Annotated in this window: 17 protein-coding genes, 4 pseudogenes and 1 other annotated feature; of the genes and pseudogenes, 12 read left to right on the top strand and 9 right to left on the bottom strand. The window is 55.9% G+C overall.

The window, feature by feature from the left end:
- Positions 1-13 precede the first annotated feature (13 nt).
- The gene (locus NQE15_RS12500; protein ID WP_265941754.1) at positions 14-151 is read left to right on the top strand and encodes a hypothetical protein; all 138 of its coding nucleotides are present in this window, start codon (positions 14-16) and stop codon (positions 149-151) included.
- A gap of 36 nt (positions 152-187) precedes the next feature.
- Here the strand turns inward: NQE15_RS12500 and thrC are convergent, their stop codons facing one another.
- From thrC to NQE15_RS12485, 3 genes are read right to left on the bottom strand one after another with little or no spacing between them, the layout of a single operon-like run.
- Positions 188-1,615 (bottom strand): threonine synthase, encoded by a 1,428-nt coding sequence (thrC, locus tag NQE15_RS12495; RefSeq protein ID WP_265941752.1) that lies wholly within the window; start codon positions 1,613-1,615, stop codon positions 188-190.
- A 32-nt stretch (positions 1,616-1,647) separates the two neighbouring features.
- Complete coding sequence (locus NQE15_RS12490; protein WP_265941750.1) at positions 1,648-2,772, bottom strand: hypothetical protein; 1,125 nt, start codon at positions 2,770-2,772, stop codon at positions 1,648-1,650.
- The gene (locus tag NQE15_RS12485) at positions 2,773-3,039 is read right to left on the bottom strand and encodes a DUF2249 domain-containing protein (RefSeq protein ID WP_265941748.1); all 267 of its coding nucleotides are present in this window, start codon (positions 3,037-3,039) and stop codon (positions 2,773-2,775) included.
- A gap of 214 nt (positions 3,040-3,253) precedes the next feature.
- Here NQE15_RS12485 and NQE15_RS12480 point away from each other — a divergent pair, with 214 nt between their 5' ends.
- Positions 3,254-3,493, top strand: a complete 240-nt coding sequence (locus NQE15_RS12480) for a hypothetical protein (protein WP_265941746.1) — start codon at positions 3,254-3,256, stop codon at positions 3,491-3,493.
- A gap of 141 nt (positions 3,494-3,634) precedes the next feature.
- On the opposite strand, the gene NQE15_RS12475 is transcribed toward NQE15_RS12480, so the two are convergent.
- Together NQE15_RS12475 and NQE15_RS12470 are read right to left on the bottom strand one after the other, a co-directional pair.
- The gene (locus NQE15_RS12475) at positions 3,635-4,945 is read right to left on the bottom strand and encodes a homoserine dehydrogenase (protein WP_265941744.1); all 1,311 of its coding nucleotides are present in this window, start codon (positions 4,943-4,945) and stop codon (positions 3,635-3,637) included.
- Positions 4,946-4,960: 15 nt separating this feature from the next.
- The gene (locus NQE15_RS12470) at positions 4,961-6,226 is read right to left on the bottom strand and encodes a pyridoxal phosphate-dependent aminotransferase (protein WP_265941743.1); all 1,266 of its coding nucleotides are present in this window, start codon (positions 6,224-6,226) and stop codon (positions 4,961-4,963) included.
- 160 nt (positions 6,227-6,386) lie between these two features.
- Here NQE15_RS12470 and NQE15_RS12465 point away from each other — a divergent pair, with 160 nt between their 5' ends.
- On the top strand, positions 6,387-6,722 hold the full coding sequence (locus NQE15_RS12465; protein ID WP_265941742.1) for an Mth938-like domain-containing protein: 336 nt from the start codon (positions 6,387-6,389) through the stop codon (positions 6,720-6,722).
- On the opposite strand, the gene NQE15_RS12460 is transcribed toward NQE15_RS12465, so the two are convergent.
- Both NQE15_RS12460 and NQE15_RS12455 read right to left on the bottom strand, forming a co-directional pair.
- Positions 6,723-8,162 carry a mannose-1-phosphate guanylyltransferase/mannose-6-phosphate isomerase gene (locus NQE15_RS12460; RefSeq protein WP_265941740.1) on the bottom strand — a complete coding sequence of 480 codons (1,440 nt, stop codon included), beginning with the start codon at positions 8,160-8,162 and terminating at the stop codon, positions 6,723-6,725.
- 37 nt (positions 8,163-8,199) lie between these two features.
- Positions 8,200-8,994: an outer membrane lipoprotein-sorting protein gene (locus NQE15_RS12455; protein ID WP_265941738.1), complete on the bottom strand. Its 795-nt coding sequence runs from the start codon at positions 8,992-8,994 to the stop codon at positions 8,200-8,202.
- Positions 8,995-9,048: 54 nt separating this feature from the next.
- On the opposite strand from NQE15_RS12455, the gene NQE15_RS12450 reads away from it, so the two are divergent.
- The 6 genes and pseudogenes from NQE15_RS12450 to NQE15_RS12425 all read left to right on the top strand — a co-directional run.
- A complete protein-coding gene (locus tag NQE15_RS12450; RefSeq protein ID WP_265941736.1) occupies positions 9,049-9,810 on the top strand; it encodes an ABC transporter ATP-binding protein in 762 nt (253 codons plus the stop codon).
- 20 nt (positions 9,811-9,830) lie between these two features.
- Positions 9,831-11,183 carry a DUF1302 family protein gene (locus NQE15_RS12445; RefSeq protein ID WP_265941734.1) on the top strand — a complete coding sequence of 451 codons (1,353 nt, stop codon included), beginning with the start codon at positions 9,831-9,833 and terminating at the stop codon, positions 11,181-11,183.
- A 49-nt stretch (positions 11,184-11,232) separates the two neighbouring features.
- The gene (locus tag NQE15_RS12440) at positions 11,233-12,462 is read left to right on the top strand and encodes an ABC transporter permease (protein ID WP_265941732.1); all 1,230 of its coding nucleotides are present in this window, start codon (positions 11,233-11,235) and stop codon (positions 12,460-12,462) included.
- A complete protein-coding gene (locus NQE15_RS12435; protein WP_265941730.1) occupies positions 12,411-13,694 on the top strand; it encodes an ABC transporter permease in 1,284 nt (427 codons plus the stop codon). Before NQE15_RS12440 ends, NQE15_RS12435 begins: the two co-directional genes overlap by 52 nt.
- A gap of 76 nt (positions 13,695-13,770) precedes the next feature.
- Positions 13,771-14,643 carry a ThiF family adenylyltransferase gene (locus NQE15_RS12430; RefSeq protein ID WP_265941729.1) on the top strand — a complete coding sequence of 291 codons (873 nt, stop codon included), beginning with the start codon at positions 13,771-13,773 and terminating at the stop codon, positions 14,641-14,643.
- Positions 14,644-14,751: 108 nt separating this feature from the next.
- A pseudogene (locus NQE15_RS12425) lies at positions 14,752-15,314 on the top strand (transposase); the annotation flags it as partial.
- Between the two features lie 17 nt (positions 15,315-15,331).
- On the opposite strand, the pseudogene NQE15_RS12420 reads toward NQE15_RS12425, so the two are convergent.
- Positions 15,332-15,832, bottom strand: a pseudogene (locus NQE15_RS12420) (IS66 family transposase); the annotation flags it as partial.
- Between the two features lie 48 nt (positions 15,833-15,880).
- Between NQE15_RS12420 and NQE15_RS12415 the strand changes: the two are divergent.
- Both NQE15_RS12415 and NQE15_RS12410 read left to right on the top strand, forming a co-directional pair.
- Positions 15,881-17,107, top strand: a pseudogene (locus NQE15_RS12415) (IS3 family transposase).
- Positions 16,159-16,275: a sequence feature (AL1L pseudoknot), on the top strand. Its footprint overlaps the pseudogene before it by 117 nt.
- A gap of 57 nt (positions 17,108-17,164) precedes the next feature.
- Positions 17,165-17,734 (top strand): annotated as a pseudogene (locus NQE15_RS12410) (IS3 family transposase); the annotation flags it as partial.
- A 177-nt stretch (positions 17,735-17,911) separates the two neighbouring features.
- Here the strand turns inward: NQE15_RS12410 and NQE15_RS12405 are convergent.
- On the bottom strand, positions 17,912-18,772 hold the full coding sequence (locus tag NQE15_RS12405) for a PEP-CTERM sorting domain-containing protein (protein ID WP_265941728.1): 861 nt from the start codon (positions 18,770-18,772) through the stop codon (positions 17,912-17,914).
- A 417-nt stretch (positions 18,773-19,189) separates the two neighbouring features.
- Here NQE15_RS12405 and NQE15_RS12400 point away from each other — a divergent pair, with 417 nt between their 5' ends.
- Positions 19,190-19,807: an XrtA/PEP-CTERM system exopolysaccharide export protein gene (locus tag NQE15_RS12400; RefSeq protein ID WP_265941727.1), complete on the top strand. Its 618-nt coding sequence runs from the start codon at positions 19,190-19,192 to the stop codon at positions 19,805-19,807.
- Positions 19,808-19,810: the final 3 nt, after the last annotated feature.

The following is a 19,810-nucleotide window of genomic DNA, read 5'->3' as shown; positions in this document are numbered from 1 at the left end:
CAGGGGGTTCCGAATGCTGTTTGCGCTGTTTTACGTAGTCGCCATTGCCATTCTGGTGCTGCATTTCACGGGCTTCCTCGCCCGCCACAATCTTGAATGGATGGTGCTGGTGCTGGCGGTTGCAGTTTTCCCCGCCGTCATCTACCTGTAAGCGACCGGGCGGGGAAATCCCCGCCCTTCTTTCTTTTTAGACGCGCTCAGCCAGATAGCGTTTAACGGCCTCGACATCCGGGGCCATGACTTCCACCCGTTGCGGCAACTGCTCGATGCCGGCCAGATCAGCCGGGCGCACGGGCTCCTGGCCCAGGGCCTCACGGATGGTTTCTTCGAACTTGGCCGGCTGGGCGGTTTCCAGGACGATCATCGGAATGCCCGGCTGACGCTGCTCCAGGGCCACCTTGAGGCCATCCGCCGTATGGGTGTCGAGCATCACGTTGTAGCGCCCCTGGGCGAAACGGATGGTCTTGATGCGGTCGCTATGCGTACTCTTGCCCGAGACGAAGCCGAAGCCCGGCATCTTTGACCAGCAGGCCGTCGCACTCAGATCGAATGCCTGGCCCTTGTCGACCTTGCCCCACAGGTCGCGCACGACGACGGGGTCGCGGCCGACCAGATCGAAAATGAAGCGCTCGAAATTGGAGGCCTTGGAAATATCCATCGACGGGCTAGAGGTGATGCTCGTTTCCGCCGCGCTGCGCGGACGATAGACGCCGGTCCGGAAAAATTCGTCGAGCACGTCGTTTTCGTTGGTCGCCAGCACCAGGCGGGCGATCGGCAGGCCCATCTGACGGGCTATATGACCGGCACAGATATTGCCGAAATTGCCCGACGGCACGGCGAAGGCGACCTGTTCGTCGTTGTTCTTGGTGGCCAGGAAATAGCCCTGGAAGTAATAGACGATCTGCGCCGCGACCCGCGCCCAGTTGATCGAATTGACGGCGCCGATCTTGTACTTGGCCTTGAATTCGGCGTCGTTGGACACTGCCTTGACGATATCCTGGGCATCGTCGAACAGGCCGGTGACGGCGATGTTGAAGATATTCGGGTCTTGCAGCGAGTACATCTGGGCGCGCTGGAAGGCGCTCATCTTGCCGTCCGGCGAGAGCATGAAGACCTTGACGTTATGCTTGCCGCGCATGGCGTATTCGGCGGCCGAACCGGTGTCGCCCGAGGTGGCGCCGAGGATGTTGATCGACTCGCCGCGCTGGTCGAGCACGTATTCGAACAGATTGCCGAGCAATTGCATGGCCATGTCCTTGAAGGCCAGCGTCGGGCCGTTGGACAGTTCCTGGGTGTAGAGGCCGTCTTCGAGCTTGGTCAGCGGTGTGATCTGCGCCGCGTCGCCGCCATTGCGGGTATGGCAATAAACCTGGGCGGTATAAGTCTTGGCAACCAGCGCCTTTAGGTCGGCGGCCGGGATGTCAGTGATGAACTTGGAAAGGATGGCGTAGGCCAGATCGGCGTACGACAACTGGCGCCAAGCGTCGAGTTCGGCCCGGCTGATCTGCGGATAGCTTTCCGGCAGATAGAGACCACCATCCGGCGCCAAACCGCCGAGGAGGATGTCGCAGAAAGCCTGGGGCGCGGCGTTACCGCGAGTCGAGATATAGCGCATGGCGTAGCCCTGAAAAGCGAAAGAGCGCGATTTTACCGCGTCGACTGCGAGACGCGCACGGCTTGCAGCAGTCCGGTAAAAAAGAGCAGCATGCCGATGGCCAGCAGAACCCCGGCCAAGCTTTCGTTATCAGTGACCAGGGCCAGGGCGGCCATGAAAAACAATCCCGCCCGCCAGCGTCCGGTCGCTGCCAACTTTTGCCGCATCAGCGCCCGCGCCGGGATTTGCGGCCCTGGCCAGCGCCAGACGGGCAACAATTGGCTGAGCGCTCCGGTCACCAGTGGCAACAGGAAGCCGGCGCCCCAGGCGAGCAACGTCGGCTGTCCCGGTGCCAGGCCAGCACCGTGGGCCACCCCTGCGGCGAGCGTGAGCAACAGACCGGCCACCGCTACCAGCAGCGAGGCGCTGACGCCATCAGCTAGCAAGGTTCTGAAGCCGAACCGCCTAGCCCACTGCCCCACCAGGCCCAGCGCCGCCACCAGAACCAGCGCCGCGCCAGGTACCGCAAACGGCCAGATCACGGCCGTACCGGTCGCAATGACCAGCGCCCCGCCAGCCACCAGCCAGAGCCGACGATGCAGCCAGCCAACGGCCTCGGGATCGGGTTTACCGAGGGCCGTCGGCAACAGCACCGGCATTGTGCCGAGGGCGGCCAGACCAACCAGACCGATGGTATTCAGATGAAGATGAAAAAGCCGCAACAATTGCCAGTATTGCGGCCAGAAACCCATGAACAGGATAGCCAGCAGGGCCAGCATCAGACAGCCGAGTGCCGCGCCATACCAGCGCCAGCAGGGATGCGGCGACCCCAGGGTTGCCCGCACCCGGCCGGCAATCCAGTTGAGCAATAACGCCGCCAGAACCAGATCCATCGTCGCCGCTAGGTGCAGAACCCAGCGCGGGAGCAGCCCTTGCATGGCGAGAACGGCGCAAAGGCCTGCCAACTGGGCGGCAGGGGGCAATCTGGCGATCCAGCGACCGGGATCGCCCGTGCGGGTGAGCACCGGGACGAAATGACTCATCGCCGCAAAGATCAACGGCACGATGCCGACGGCAAAGGCCAGATGAGCCACGGCTGGCCGCGAACCAAACCCGCTCAGCGTCAGAACGACACTGGCCAGCAAGGAGAGAAGGGTCAGGCTCGCGGTGTAGAGCAATCAGCTGACGACGGTAAAGTCGATCACAATGGCTCCCGGCTCGCGCTGCTTGTATTCGATATTCAAGTGCGCTCCATAACGCTGCTGCAATTGTCCGAGCAGCGGCAGAGGATCGTGATCATTGCAGAAGCGCATGGTCTCGCCGGGCTGCAGGGCGTCAAGCGCGCCAAAGATGGCAGCATGACGGAAACGCTTGGCGATACCGCGCGCATCGAACGGATAAAGGGCTTCGGGGGTCGTATGGTTACAGGCATGGATGGCTTGCATATTAGCTCCTTGAATGGCTTGCCGGAATGGCAATTGCAGTCAATTGTGCCGGGCAGCCGAACCTATTTCCTTGATCCGGGTCGGAATAGTCATATGCGTTGTGTGGGAATTCACAAGATGGTCCTGTCGGTTTTTCACAGAAGCGCTATAACCCAAGAGAGGAGTTGCTTCTTTCGATAAATGTTGGCTTCCAGCTTCCGTGAAGGAGAGGGCGATGCTGCGCAAATTACTGAATGGTATTGGCTATCGCGGCATCGACGATGCTGTCGATTTCCTGATGTGCGGCCTCGGTACCCTGCCGCCACTATTGATGCTGAGTGGCTTCATGGTCGCCGGCGCGGTGTCGCTGATCACGATGCTGATCCTAGTTGCTGCAGTGGGAATGCATGCACCGCCGCCAGTTCCACCGGCGGATGCCACACTGGATAAACCAGACAAGGAAAGGCGTCCCTGAGCCGGTTCCACCAAGTCTGGCTGCATGAGATAGGAGCCGCACTGAAACGCCTCGGCCAGCTTTGCCGCCAGTTCTGCTGACTTCGCTTCGCCCCAAACAAAAACGGGAGCCGCTGGCTCCCGTTTGTTTTGCCGAAAAAGCTTATTGCAACTCTTCCAGGCGAATGCGCTTGACCTTGCCTTTTTGCGCGGCCAGTCCTTCGATCTTGGCGATCGCCGCATCTGCCGCACTTTCCTTGCAGACGTGGGTCAGGATGATGATGTCGGTTTCGCCCTCGCCTTCTTCCGGCTCGCGCTGCAGCATGGCATCGATCGAGATCGCCTGGTCAGCCAGAATACGGGTGACGTCGGCCAGCACGCCCGGCTTATCCGCGACCCGCAGGCGCAGGTAGTAACCGGTTTCGATTTCGCTCATCGGCAGAATCGGCAGGCTGGACATCGAATCGGGCTGGAAGGCCAGATGCGGCACGCGATGCTCGGGATCGGCGGTCGCCAGGCGGGTCACGTCGATGATGTCGGCGATCACTGCAGACGCCGTCGGTTCGGCACCGGCACCCTTGCCGTAGTAGAGCGTCGTGCCCACGGCATCGCCCTTGACGACGACAGCATTCATCGCGCCTTCGACATTGGCCAGCAGACGCTTGGCCGGAATCAGGGTCGGATGGACGCGGAGTTCGATGCCCGCGCTGCGCCGCTTGGCGATGCCGAGCAACTTGATGCGATAGCCGAGCTGTTCGGCGTACTTGATATCGGAAGCTTCCAGCTTGGTGACGCCTTCGATGTAGGCCTTGTCGAACTGGACCGGAATGCCGAAAGCGATCGAAGCGATCAGCGTCGCCTTGTGCGCGGCATCAACTCCCTCGATGTCGAAGGTCGGATCGGCCTCGGCATAGCCCAGACGCTGCGCTTCCTTCAGCACGGTGTCGAAGGACAGGCCCTTGTCGCGCATTTCGGAGAGGATGAAGTTGGTCGTGCCGTTGATGATGCCGGCCGCCCATTCGATGCGATTGGCGGAGAGGCCCTCGCGCAGCGCCTTGATGATGGGAATGCCGCCGGCCACCGCAGCTTCGAAGGCGACCATGACGCCCTTCTGCTGGGCGGCGGTAAAAATCTCGGTGCCATGCACGGCGAGCAGCGCCTTGTTTGCTGTCACCACGTGCTTGCCATTGGCAATCGACTGCAGCACGACTTCCTTGGCAACGCCGTAACCGCCGATCAGTTCGACGATGATGTCGATTTCCGGGTCGTTGACCAGTGAAAAAGCGTCGTCGGTGACGCGTGCTTCGCCGCCCGTAACCTGCTTGGCCAGCTCGACATTTTTGTCGGCCACGGCCGTGATGCGGATCGGACGGCCGGCACGGCGGGTAATTTCTTCCGCATTGCGCTTGAGAACAGTCCAGGTGCCGCCACCGACGGTGCCGATGCCGATCAGGCCAACATTGATAGGTTTCATTTTGGGATCTAGGAGTTAGTTATTGGAATCGAGCGAGCGTTTTGCCAGCAGCTCGTTGGTGCCGTGACGCTTGCGGTAATTTTCGAGGAAGCGGGCGATACGACCGATGGCTTCCTTGAGGTCGTCCTCATGAGGCAGGAAAACCAGACGGAAGTGGTCGGGATGCGGCCAGTTGAAGCCGGTGCCCTGGACCAGCAGCACCTTCTCCTCCTGCAGCAATTCGGAAATGAAGGCTTGGTCGTTCTTGATCGGATAGATCTTGGGATCGAGCTTCGGGAACATGTAAAGCGTCGCCTTCGGCTTGATGCAGCTGACGCCCGGAATAGCCGAAATCAGGTCGTAGGCGATATCGCGCTGGCGGCGCATCCGGCCACCGTCGGCGACCAGGTCGTCGATGCTCTGATAACCACCCAGGGCCGTCTGAATCCCGTGCTGACCCGGCGCGTTGGCGCACAGGCGCATCGAAGCCAGCATGTCGAGGCCTTCGATGTAATCCTTGGCATGACGCTTGTCGCCGGAAACCACCATCCAGCCGGCGCGATAGCCACAGGAGCGATAGTTCTTGGAGAGGCCGTTGAAGGTGATGGTCAGCACGTCGTCGGACAAGGCCGCGATCGAGGTGTGCTTCGCATCGTCGTACAGCACCTTGTCGTACACCTCGTCGGCATAGATGATCAGGTGATGCTGGCGGGCGATCTCGATGATCTCCTTCAGCAACTCGTCGGGATAAAGGGCACCGGTCGGGTTGTTCGGGTTGATGATGACGATGGCCCGGGTCTTTGGCGTGATCTTGCTGCGAATATCGTCCAGATCCGGATACCAGCCATTTTCCTCGTCGCACAGGTAGTGCCGGGGCGTCCCGCCGGAAAGGCTAATCCCCGCCGTCCATAACGGGTAATCCGGTGCAGGCACAAGCACTTCGTCGCCGGCATCGAGCAACGCGTTCATCGCCATCACGATCAGTTCGGACACCCCATTGCCGACGTAGATATCCTCCAGCGTCACGCCCTTGATCCCCTTTTCCTGGGTGTAGTGCATGATCGCCTTGCGCGCCGCGAAAATCCCCTTCGAATCTGTGTAGCCGGCCGCGTTGGGCAGGTTGCGGATGATGTCCTGCTGGATCTCCTCGGGCGAGTCGAAGCCGAACGCGGCCAGATTGCCGATGTTCAGCTTGATGATCTTGTGGCCCTCTTCCTCCATCTGCTTGGCCTTCTGCAGCACAGGGCCGCGGATGTCGTAGCAGACGTTGGCGAGTTTGGCTGATTTCTTGACTTGTTTCATGAACAGTGTCCGTCGGGCCCGCATCCTGCCGCCATCAGCCGGACTACGATGCCCCAAAAGGTATAATCCTACTTTATCGCATGGTGCACCGCAATTTTGGCGGGCTTTTCGGGACTTCAGCTCAGTGAAACTTCATCTCTCCAATACTGCCGGACTCAATATGTTCACTGCCTACGGCGATGACTACGTAGCGGTCAATAATGAAAAATACGAGAAGAACCTGATCCTTCTGCCCGAGTCGATCATTCCCGAATGGTCGACTGCAACGGTGTCCACCCTCACCGCAACGGATATGCAGAAACTGCTCGAACTGGGTACCGAAATAGTCCTGCTCGGCACCGGCAGCCGCCTGCGTTTCCCGGCCGGCACCCTGCTCCGGCCCTTCGCCCCGGCCGGCATCGGCCTCGAGGTCATGGACCTGCGCGCCGCCTGCCGCACCTACAACATCCTCGCCGCCGAGGGCCGCAAGGTGGCGGCCGCCCTGCTCTTCGACTGATCAGCTGCGCCCGTAGGTGTCCTCGAAGCGGACGATATCGTCCTCGCCGAGGTAACTACCGGACTGCACTTCGATCATTTCGAGCGGCACAATGCCTGGGTTTTCCAGGCGATGCTTGACGCCGAGCGGAATATAGGTGGATTGGTTTTCCGTGACCAGAAACACCTCGTCCCCCTTGGTCACCCGCGCCGTACCACTGACCACGATCCAGTGCTCGGCCCGGTGATGGTGCATCTGCAAGGACAATGAGGCACCCGGCTTGACCCCGATGCGCTTGACCTGGAAACGCTCACCGGAATCGACGCCGTCGTACCAGCCCCATGGCCGATAGACCTTGCGATGCCACTGCGCCAGCGAACGTTTGTCAGCTTTCAGGCGATCGACAATCTTTTTCACATCCTGAGTGGCGTCGTGGTGCGCGACCAGCACTGCATCGTCGGTTTCGACCACCACCAGATTGCTCACCCCAACACAGGCCACCAGGCGGCCCTCGGAAATCGCCAGCGTATTGTGGCAACCTTCGAGCAGCACGTCGCCACGCGACGCATTGCCCGCCTCGCTCTTCGGTAACACTTTCCACAGAGCATCCCAGGCGCCTACATCCGACCAACCGGCCGACAATGGAATGACGGCGCTTTCCGGCAAACCGGCCTGCCCCGTAGTCAAGCGCTCCATCACGGCATAATCGATCGAGTCGGATGGACATTTTTCAAACATCACACGGTCGACACGGACAAACTCTCCGTCTTCGCCCCCCCCTCGCAACGCCGCCCTGCACGCATCCAGAATATCCGGCCGACACAACTGAAGCGCATTCAACCAGGTTGAAGCGCGCATCACAAACAGACCGCTGTTCCACAGAAAATCGCCTGAATCCAGGTAGGCTTGTGCCACTTCACGGTTTGGCTTCTCGACAAAACGGGCCAACTTGAATGCACCGCTACCATCGGCCAGTGGAACGCCCTGCTTGATGTAGCCGTAACCCGTCTCAGGGCAATCCGGCGTAATGCCAAAGGTCACCGCCAGCCCCGTTTCGGCCAGTGCAACCGCCTTGACGACCGTATCCCGGAACACAGCCCCGTCAAGAATCACATGATCCGCCGGCATCACCACCAATACGCAGTCGTCGTCTTGCTGCTGCGCCCAGAGTGCGGCTAGCGTCAGCGCAGGCGCCGTGTTGCGGCCAAAGGGTTCAAGCAAGGTCTTGCCTTGCTTGCCGAGTAAGCGCATCTGTTCAGCCACGACAAAGCGATGGTCTTCATTGCAAACGAGAAGCGGCTCCCCGAGCCCGGCAATACCATCCAGGCGAGCGACTGTTGCCTGCAACATCGACTGTTCACCGACCAGCGGCAAGAGCTGTTTGGGATATTTTTCGCGGGAAAGCGGCCACAAACGGGTTCCCGAACCACCGGATAGGACAACTGGCAGAATCTTGGTCATAGGCAATATCAAACTATTAAAAAGCGCCACAGTAAGGTTAGTCGAGCTTCTTAAGATAATCCTTAGTAAATATCTTGTCAGGTAATTCACGCAATTTCATCTCGCTGTACTCCAGTACAGATGTTTCACCACTGCGTAGGGCATCTTCCATCACGAGACGGGTTGGCCTTAGCTTGCCGGCCAAGGTGCGGAAGTTCTCATAGCTGCACTTTTTCAATAGACGATTGGAAAGAGAATAAAACTCTGCCTTCAAGGGCCAGAAATTTTTCTTATTTACCCAGTAGACAACTTTTTGATAGGTGACCGAGCGATCGACAGCAGCCAATTCCAGAACAATGTAATTTTCGCCGTTGATGGTTTCGCTTCGTAAGACCTTGGGGTTGTAGTCGCCTGAAAAATTGGCTCGCGCCAGATCCCCGTTAGCGACCTGACCGGTCAGCCTCTGAGCCAATGAAATGCGTACAGGTTGGGAAACCTCCGGCATGAAGACCCAGAGATCACGACCTTTCATCAGAATGATCTGGCCACGCTCGGCGGCGGGCTCGGTTACCATTACTACTGTATTTTCGTTACCCTTTGAAAGGATTCGGTATTTTCTAGTCTCGGCTGATTTATCCGCCTGCAGGGTATTGATTACAATATCGACCTGAAACCCGTCGCCAGGGAAGCGAACCTGATCCGCCTTTTCCACTATACTTCGAGCATAAGCTTCATCGGTCGCTTCCGGGCCGGGCTGCTGAGCAAAAGCCGTTACTGACTGGAGCGATAGAACAATGCCGGATGTAAGAACACAGGCCCACAAATTCAGCTGCTTGACAGTATTGCGTAGCATAGGCGACTCCTCGCTTGGATTCTTCGACGCAAGTTCCTTCGTTTCCGGCACGCCATGAGCAGCGTCGTCCGTATCGAGCGCGTCTTCAAGGAATATCTGCTTGGCGAGCAGATCGTTCAGGCCCTCAATGATATAACACTGGCCATCGAGCCAGGCGTATTCCTCGCCATAGCCGGCCCCTCCGGTAGCGGCAAGACGACCATGCTGAACCTGATTGGCTGCATTGACCGGCCGACCAGCGGCAACATCTACATCAACGAAGAGAATGTCTCGCAAAAATCAGCCAACGAATTAGCCGACCTGCGAGCACACTCGATCGGTTTCATTTTTCAGAGCTTCAACCTGCTCCCCGTACTGTCGGCCGCCGAAAATGTCGAGTACCCGCTATTGCGCCGGAACGATGTTTCACCAGCCGATCGCAAGCGCCGCGTCGACTATTTCCTCGACATCGTCGGCCTCAGCAAATACGCCAACAACCGCCCCAATCAGTTGAGCGGCGGCCAGCGCCAGCGTGTCGCCATCGCCCGTGCTCTGGCCGTCAAGCCAGCGATCGTCCTCGCCGACGAACCGACAGCCAATCTCGACAAGGCCACTGGCATCGAGATATTGAAGCTGATGAAGAAGATCAACGAACACTTAGGCACCACTTTCATTTTCTCGACCCATGACCAGAAAGTCATCGACCATGCCAATCGACTGGTCAAGGTTGAAGACGGAACTATCAAGGCGTTCGGCATTCGCGGCCCCGACAACGGCTGGAATATCGCCCGCGTCCACAATCTCTCGGATATCGCCGCCGAAAGCATTACCGAATAAACCATTACCGGATTACTGCCGTGCCCTCACTTGACCGTATGCTTCCCCGACTGCCACTGATTGCAGCCCTCTTTTTCAGTCTTGGCGCCCAGGCCGCCGACGATCGCGACTCACTTTTTGGTGACGATCTGCCCATGGCCGCTGACAAACCCAAGGCGGCTTCGGGTTCCGGCATCAAGGGCTTTGTCCAATTTGAACTGGCGCGCACCACCGCGAGCCCCGACCACTGGTCCAAGATGCGTACCCGCGCCGACTTGAGCAGCCAAGGCAAACTGGGCGATGGCATCAAGTGGAAACTCGGGGCGCGCTTCGATTACGACGCAGTTTATGGCATCAATGACTTTTACCCCCCGGAGGTCGAGAGAAACCAGCGCTTCGATGCTGCGCTTCGCGAAAACTATCTGGACTACAGTGCTGGCAACTGGGACTTCCGTCTGGGAAAACAAAATGTCGTCTGGGGTGAAATGGTTGGCTTGTTTTTTGCCGATGTCGTATCCGCCCGCGATTTGCGTGAATTCATCCTGCCCGAGTTTGATCAGATGCGCATTCCGCAATGGGCCGCGCGCGCCGAGTACTTCGCCGACGATTTTCACGCCGAAGTTCTCTGGATTCCGGTTGCCAGCTACGACAACATCGGCAAACCGGGTGCCGAGTTCTATCCCACCCAACCCGTGCCGCCCGGTTTTGCTGCGCAGTACCGTCAGGAGCAACGGCCCGAGCGCAACGCGGAAAACATGAACTATGGTCTTCGCCTGTCCACGCTCAAGAGTGGCTGGGACATTTCAGCCTTCTACTATCGCAGCACCGACATCAACCCAACCTTCTATCGCGACATCGTTATCACCCCCACGCCAACCTTTGTCTTCCAGGCCCGGCACGACCGGATCCACCAGTTCGGCAGCACACTAGCCAAAGACTTGGGCGATATTGTCCTGAAGGCGGAGGCCGTCTATACGCGGGGACGCAACTTTACGGTATTGAACGCCATGGATACCGATGGCGTTGCCCAGCAAAACACCCTGGACTGGGCTGCCGGCCTCGATTTCACGCTGCCGGCCGAAACACGCCTGAATGTTCAGGTATTCCAGCGCCAATTTTTCAGCTACAACCAGGACATTATTTCCGATCGGCGTGAAAACGGTTACAGCGTACTGCTCAATAACAAGTTCTTTACCAACTGGGAAGCACAAGCACTTTTCATCTCCAGCGCTAACCGCCCGGACTGGCTGTTCCGGCCCCGCCTGACCTGGAACTTTGAGCGCAACTGGCGCGTGCTGATAGGTGCCGATCTGTTCAAAGGACCGCCGCTTGGCATGTTTGGACGTTATGACCAGAAAGACCGTGTGTATTCAGAAGTTAGATATAGTTTCTAAATAGACGAAGGCTTAATTCGAAAATATTAAGTCTGAAATTAGGTACCAATTGCTAACAATTACATCAGATTTCCAGATCGCGCTACGTAACCTGACACGTAACACAAAGCGAACGATTGTTTCCACGCTTACTGTAAGCGGGGGAATTCTGGCATTTTGTCTGGCAAGTGGCTTCATTGCCTGGATATTTGATGACATGCGTGATTCCACAGTCAGATCTCAACTTGGCCATATTCAAATTGTCACGCCAGGATATTACGAAAAAGGAATTGCAGACCCTTATAGCTTCCTCCTACCAGGGACCTCTGGCGACTTCGAGGCTGTGTCAAACTTACCAGGTGTAGTCAGCGTTGCTCCACGACTCGCCTTTAGCGGCTTAGCAAGCTTTGGGGACAACACGGTAGCGTTCATTGGGGAAGGCGTATCCCCTGCCAAGGAAAAACCGATCAGTGCCAGAATCAATATCGATGCTGGTCAAGACATGAAAAGTGACAGTGAAGCATCTGTCCTCTTGGGCGAAGGATTGGCCAATAGTCTGGGTGTGAAAATTGGCGACTCAATTGTGTTGCTGGTCACCACCGCAAAAGGAGGGCCCAATGCAACCGAAGTTCGAGTGGTTGGCATATTCAATACAACCTCGAAGCAATTTGACGATCAATTCCTACGCCTACCAATTCAACGCGCTCGAAGTCTTATGAAGGTCGACGGCGGGACCGCTTGGGTCCTTCTTTTAGAAAGCCATAAGCTGACAACACCAATCGTCGCTACGCTTAAGGACAAACTACCGTCCGAACAATATGAAATCATCCCGTGGACCGCGCTGGCGGACTTCTATAATAAAACTGTCGTTCTTTTTACGAGCCAGATACAAGTAGTCAAAATCATTATTGGATTGATCATCGTTCTCTCAATTTCTAACACCCAAATGATGAGCGTCCTTGAACGAACCACAGAAATCGGCACCAATCTGGCATTAGGTCAGCGCCGCCTCGCGATAATGCGATTATTCCTGATCGAGGGCTTTCTCATCGGTTTAATGGGAGGCATTGCCGGCACCCTCTTTGCTTGGGTCGCCGCCACATCTATTTCAGCAATAGGGTTGCCCATGCCTGCAGCACCAGGCATGTCACACGGGTTCATCGGAAGAATTCTTTTTACGCCTCAAATTGTATTTGACGCGCTTGTATTGGCAGTCACAACGACTCTGCTGGCCAGCATACTTCCCGCATGGAAAGCGAGCCGATTGAATATCGTAGATGCTTTGCGCTACAACCAATGAATTCCGTCATTACAACCAAGTTATTTTTCACGCTACGCAATATCTTCCGGCAGCGAGCCAGAACCTTAGCCACGCTCACGTCGATTGCACTTGGCGTTGCCGGTCTAATTATTGTTGGCGGGTTTGTTAAAGATATATTTGTTCAACTGGGTGAAGCTATCATCCACGGTCAGACTGGCCATATTCAGATTACACGTCAAGGCTTTCAAGAAGGTCGAACTCGCGCCCCGGAAAAATACCTTATTAAGGATGCCGATGCACTTAGGAAACAATTGGCCAGCCAAACTGGAACAACTAGCGTACTTGGCAGGCTAAATTTCACCGGAACTCTGAATAATGGCAAACGCGACCTCGGCATTTTTGGCGAAGGCATAGAACCCGACGCAGAAGCCAAACTAAGCGGCATTTACGTTCGTTACATTGAAGGGCGTGCCCTCGCAAATTCAGACAAGTCAGGTATCGTTATTGGTCAAGGTGTGGCGCGCACATTGAACCTCAGCGTTGGAGACCATGTAACCATGGTTATCAGCCTATCTGAAGGCGCAATAAATACAATGGATTTTGAGATTGTTGGTGTATTCCAAACATTCTCCAAGGATTTTGATGCACGCGCAGTGCGGATTCCATTGAGTAGCGCGCAAGAACTCATGGATACCACCTCAATCCATCTGCTGATTATGGTGCTGAACAACACTGATCTCAGCACTCAAGTGGCAGCATCGGTTCGTTCACTGCTTCAACAGAATGAGATGGAAGTAACCATTTGGCGTGACTTGTCAGATTTCTATGTAAAAACTATTCAACTTTACGATCGGCAATTCGGCGTACTTCGTTTAATTATTTTATTCATGGTTTTACTCTCGGTGGCCAATAGTGTCAACATGACGCTATTCGAGCGTACGCGTGAATTCGGAACCTTGCTTGCATTGGGTAGTCGGCCATCCACGGTCTTTCAGCAGATCATTCTAGAAAATATTTTTGTTGGTGCTTGCGGGGCTCTTCTCGGCCTCATTATTGGTATTAGTGGGGCTTTAATTATTTCGGCTATTGGCATACCAATGCCACCACCACCCAATGCTAATATGGGATATACCGCCTATATAAGGCTTGATGGGCTTGAAATTGTCATTGCAGGAATAATTGGCTGGTCTGCCACCGTGCTCGCTTCAATTCTTCCAGCACGAAGAGTCTCGAACATAGAAATAACAGAAGCACTACGGCATGGAACTTAATCAGCAGAACCAGGTTTCTGGGTAACTACGATCATGTACAAATCTGTTACTTAAGCGTAAAAAAGGAACACAAGCCATGTCAAAAGCATCTGAATTCTCTTATGATATTGCATTTTCCCGCAATATCGGATGGGTAACGGAAGATGAACAGGCGCGCCTCCGAGCCACACGCGTTGCTGTTGGAGGTCTAGGAGGGGTTGGGGGGAATCACACGCTTACACTTGCGCGCCTGGGAGTTGGATCGTTCACCATCACCGATCTAGACACATTTGACTGGCCAAATCTGAATCGCCAGGCTGGCGCCATGGTCTCAACAATGGGCCTACCAAAACTCGATGTAATGGCAGAGCAGGTTCGCGGCATCAATCCATCGGTTGATTTACGATTGTTACCAAACGGACTCAGCCTAGAAAATATCGATTACTTTCTTGAAGGCGCTAATCTCTACGTCGATAGCCTTGATATCTTTTCACTCGATATACGTCGCAAGGTTTTTGCGCGCTGCTACGAACTGGGCATTCCGGCCATCACCGCCGCCCCGATGGGCATGGGCACCGCCTTACTGGTGTTTATGCCGGGAAAAATGAGTTTTGAAGAGTATTTTGCTCTGGATGGTTACAGTTTTGAGGATCAAATCCTCAAATTCATCGTCGGTGTATCGCCGTCAATGCTACAACGACACTATTTACTAACACGCGATTCAGTCAATCTCTTCAAACGTAAGGTACCGTCAGTTGCGATGGGGATCGAACTCGCTGCCGGTGTCGCTTGCTCCGCTGCGCTAAAAGTACTTCTTGGCCGAGGAGATGTCCGTTATGCCCCGAAAGGGTTGCACTTCGATGCCTACCAGAATCGACTGGTTAAGACCTGGCGTCCTTTTGGCAATCGCAACCCTCTACAACAACTAATGTTTTGGTACATTCGACGGATACTAATGAAAAACAACTGAGGCCGCCGGCCTCTTTAGCCACCTGCTCACCTTGCCCCTGTGAGCTGCCCCCCGCAATCATTGCCACTGGCAATTTAGTAAAGTCCGTTTTCGAGAAGGAGAATGGACTTGAAGAAGCGGTTTTCAGAAGAGCAGATCATCGGTTTTTTGCAGCAGGCGGAAGCTGGTGTTCCGATCAAGGAACTGTGCCGGCAACACGGCTTCAGTGATGCGTCGTTCTACAACTGGCGGGCGAAATTTGGCGGGATGTCCGTTTCGGACGCGAAGCGCTTGAAGGAGCTGGAAGCAGAGAATGCGAAGCTCAAGCGTCTGCTGACCGAATCGATTCTCGACGCCGAAGCGCTGAAAGCAGCATTGGGCCGAAAACGGTAAGCCCCCAGCTAAAGCGTGAGGCAGTCATGGTGATGCGGGAAGCGACAGCGATTTCCGAACGCCGTGCCTGCCAGCTGGTGGGTTTATCACGCACGGTCCTGCATTACGAGTCGAAGGCACAGCCGGAGAACGAGCAATTGAAAGCCCGGCTGGTCGAACTGGCTGGCGAACGCCGTCGGTTTGGCTATCGCCGCTTGCATGCGCTGCTTCGGCGAGAAGGTGTTCAGGCCAATCACAAACGGGTGTATCGGCTCTACAGCGATGCCGGCCTCTCCGTTCGTCGGCGCAAGCGTCGTAAGCCCCCGGCGAACTCAGGTCAGTCGGTGATTTGAGGTTGCCAGCGGTGCGGCAGCAGGTCGCCGACGCGGCTTGCCGGTTGGGTCGGCAGGCGGGTCAGGACATCCTTCAGGTAAGCCAAAGGCTCGTGACCATTGAGCTTGGCGGATTGGATCAGGCTCATGATCGCGGCGGCGCGTTTGCCGGCGCGCAAGCTGCCGGCAAATAACCAGTTCTTGCGGCCGAGCGCGATCGGCCGGATCTGATTCTCGATCCAGTTGTTGTCGATCGGCACCTGGCCATCCGTTAGGTAATGCGTCAGCGCCACCCAGCGTTTCAGGCTGTAGTCGATCGCCCTGGCGGTCCCCGAGCCATTGGGTACCACCTGTCGTTGCCGGGTCAACCAGGCATGCAATTCATCGGCAATCGGTCGGGCTTTCGCCTCCCGAATTCGTCGTCGCTCATCGATGTCGAATCCGGCAGCTTCCTGCTCGACCCCATAGAGTTTGCCGAAACAATCCAGTGCCTCGCCGGCGATCTGAATCGCCCCGGGTTTGGTGGAGGCTCTAACTCTTGAGAAGATAGAGCCATGAAGAAGTCAGTTAAGTTCTCCCCCGAATTTCGTGAGCGCGCCGTGCGCATGGTTGCCGAAAGCCGTGCCGATCATCCGTCGCTGTGGTCAGCCGTTGAATCCATTGCGGTCAAGATCGGTTGCACGCCGCAGACGCTGCTGACCTGGGTGCGTCAGCACGAACGAGATGCCTGCCAGCGCGAAGGGCCGACCACGGCGGACCAGAAGCGTGTCAAGGAACTGGAGCGCGAGGTCAAAGAGCTGCGCAAAGCCAACGAGATCCTCAAGCTTGCCAGCGCGTTTTTCGCCCAGGCGGAGCTCGACCGCCGATTCAAGTCTTGAGGTCTTTCGTCGACGAGCATCGTGCTGCCTTCGGGGTCGAGCCGATCTGCAGGCAATTGCAGATTGCCCCGTCGGGACCGGCGTCATGTCGCTCGGCGGCGCAATCCTGAACAGCGCAGTCAGAGAGTGCGGCGTGACGAGGTGTTAGTGCCCGAGATCAAGCGCGTCTGGCAGGCCAACCTGCAGGTCTATGGTGCCGACAAGGTCTGGCGGCAACTGAACCGCGAAGGCATCGCGGTGGCCCGTTGTACGGTCGAGCGACTCATGCGGCGTCAAGGTTTGCGCGGAGTCATGCGCGGCAAGGTGGTGCGCACCACGATCAGCGACAGCAAAGCGGCTTGCCCGCTGGATCGGGTCAATCGACAGTTCAAGGCCGACCGTCCCAATCAGTTGTGGGTCTCGGACTTCACCTATGTCTCGACCTGGCAAGGCTGGTTATATGTGGCTTTTGTCATCGACGTTTTTGCCCGCCGTATCGTGGGTTGGCGAGTGAGCAGTTCCATGCATACGGACTTCGTGCTCGATGCGCTGGAACAGGCGCTGTACGCCCGTCAGCCGAGTCCCGACGAGGCCTTGATCCACCACTCGGACAGGGGCTCGCAGTACGTCTCGATCCGCTACAGCGAGCGACTGGCCGAAGCCGGGATTGAGCCATCAGTCGGCAGCAAGGGCGACAGCTACGACAACGCGCTAGCCGAGACGATTAATGGCTTGTACAAGGCGGAGATGATCCACCGGCGCGCCCCTTGGAAAACCAGGGAATCCGTGGAGCTGGCAACTCTGGAATGGGTGTCTTGGTTTAACCACCACAGGCTGCTTGAACCGATTGGCTATATCCCCCCCGCAGAAGCTGAGGCAAACTACTACAGGCAACTCGCCGATCAGGCCGCCATCGTGGCCTGACTTAAACCAACCGGCCTCCACGGAAACCGGGGCGATTCACTTCGCCGGGCGCTTACCAAGCGTCGGCATGGCGTAGCCGTGGAGCGCCATGCTCTGGAACTACCTACCGGGCCGAACCAGGTCTGGTCGATGGATTTTGTCAGTGATGCCTTGGCCAACGGCCGGCGGATCAAAGTGCTGACCATCGTCGATGATTTCAGCAAGGAGGCCATTGATCTCGCGGTCGACTTCGGCATTTCAGGCCATTACGTGACACGTGTTCTCGATCAGGCGGCTCGCTTTCGGGGCTACCCCAAGGCCGTTCGAACCGACCAGGGGCCGGAATTCACCGGCAAGGCGCTCGACCAGTGGGCCTGCCAGCATGGTGTGCAGCTCAAGCTGATCCAGGCCGGGAAACCCACGCAGAACGCGTTCATCGAGAGCTTCAATGGGCGCTTCCGGGATGAGTGCCTGAATGACCATTGGTTTACGAGCTTGCCCCAGGCTCGTATCCTGATCGCCGCTTGGCGCCGGGACTACAACCAGCATCGGCCGCACAGCGCTTTGAACTATCAAACCCCGGCAGAATTCGCGGCCGAGCATCGGGCAATCATCTCTACCCAGCCGACCGCCGAAGAATGTCTTTAATGGTGCAACCCAAGGACTTTTGCTAAAACGCCCTTGGCACTAAAACCGGGGGCACCTCACCTGCTCAATGCTTGCCAGCCATACTCAGCTAAAACCAAAAATTGTTTAGATGAGAAAAATGCCATTCAGCTTTCGCTGAACGGCATTAGGGAATTGCTCCCGTATTAGCTTAACCGATCAAGCTTTGCGAGTTGCACGACGGCGGTTCGACAACCCCAGACCAAGCAACGCGCCACCCATCAAAAGAAGCATCGAAGGCTCAGGCACAGAGAAGGTCAGGCTGCCATCATGGTTTGTAGAAACAGAAAAGGTGCCATCGCCATTGTTAGTAAATTGACTGATCAAGACATTGGTGTCTTGGCTAGCTTCAAAACTAATCGCTATGGGCGGAGCGCAATCAGTGAGATCTTTGAAACCAGTATTTCCGGCACAATTAACACCACCCGCAGCGTGAAACAGGTTGTTAAACCCTGCATCAACAGCGGAAAAATCAGGAACCCCGAGCAGAATAGTACTCAAGCCCGTTGGTGCACCGCCGGAAATGACTAGATCCATAAAGTTGTTATAGGTAGATCCATCGAACGTGAGCAACATATTGATCACGCCACCGGGAGCGTAAGACAATAGCGGAACACCACCAAGAACCGATGAGACTGTCCCCAGAAGGTTTACACCACTAAAGCTAATCACCCAATCGTCACCATATCCATTGTCAGCATTGGTACCGAAAGTTTCGCCGGGGTTGAATCCCGTAGCACGGTTGTTTGCCAAGATGTTGGTACCAAACAACCCAATATTGGTCGAGATTGCATCACCCGCATCAATGGTGCCGCTAGCGTTGGTGTCAAAAACCGTTGTAGTCGACTGATATGTATATAACACCTCATTCTTCACGGAGGTACTGGTGGCATTGACTTTGTCAGCGCCCGGCGCGAAGTTCGTGCCAACGTCAAGATAGATCGGCGAAGCCGAAGCCGCACTTGCGGCACCCACGGCAAGAGCAGCACATAGCGCCTTGAGCTTAGTAGAAAGTTTCATTTTTATCTCCAGAAAGAGTGGATTCAACAATGCGAGGGGCAAACGAATCTAGCCACAACAAACCAAAGGCACAATTCGTGCCACTACCATATCAACATGAATTTAAACAACTAATTTTTAACACCCCTACGTTGATGTAAATTTTTCCGACAGTCGAAAATGGCACGCTGCTATACAGACACATTTGCGACTCTATCTATTAGCCAGGTCTCCCAGTTGGCCCAGCAAGCCGAGTCCAGATGGTAGATTGACGGGCCAATCGGAAGATTGTTCCTCACAAGATCTATTCTTGAGTGTGAAATACTGCGCAAGCAGAATCGTTGCGCCTCTTTATTTCGCAGCACTTTCCGTTATGATAGTGCCCTAATGACTTAGCTCGGCAAGGTCGGCCTGCGACCTGATTGAGGGAAAAACACCATGATTCATTTAGCCAAGAAATCCACTATTCAATTCCTAGTGATCACTGCCGTTGCGCTAGTTCTTTCGAGTTGCGCCAGTCATCCCGAAGCCCCCGTCTCTGCTGCATCAGCTGACTACAGCTACAAAATAGGCCCCGGAGACAACTTGAACATTGTGGTATGGCGCAACCCGGAACTTTCAATGAATGTCCCAGTACGCCCGGATGGCAAGATTTCCGCTCCCCTGATCGATGACCTGAATGCGATGGGCAAGGACTCCACCAGCTTGGCGCGAGATATCGAAAAGGAACTGGCCAAATTTATTCGCGATCCTGTCGTTACAGTCATAGTGACCGGCTTCGTCGGCCCCTATAGCGAACAGATTCGTGTTATAGGCGAAGCTGCCAAACCACAAATCCTTGCTTATAAGCAGAAAATGACTTTGCTGGATGTCATGATTGCAGTGGGTGGAATTACCGATTTTGCCGATGGCAATCGTGCGACGATTCTGCGCACCTCCGAGAACAACGCGCAGTACACCGTTCGTCTCAAAGATCTGGTGAAGCGCGGCGACGTTACCGCTAACGTTGAAATGAAACCGGGCGACGTTCTCATCGTCCCGCAAAGCTGGTTTTGATCA

Origin of the sequence: Dechloromonas sp. A34 (genome assembly GCF_026261605.1) — a bacterium.
GTDB lineage: Bacteria > Pseudomonadota > Gammaproteobacteria > Burkholderiales > Rhodocyclaceae > Azonexus.
Note: the sequence above shows the minus strand (reverse complement) of the source record. Positions and strands in the feature narration are given on the sequence as shown.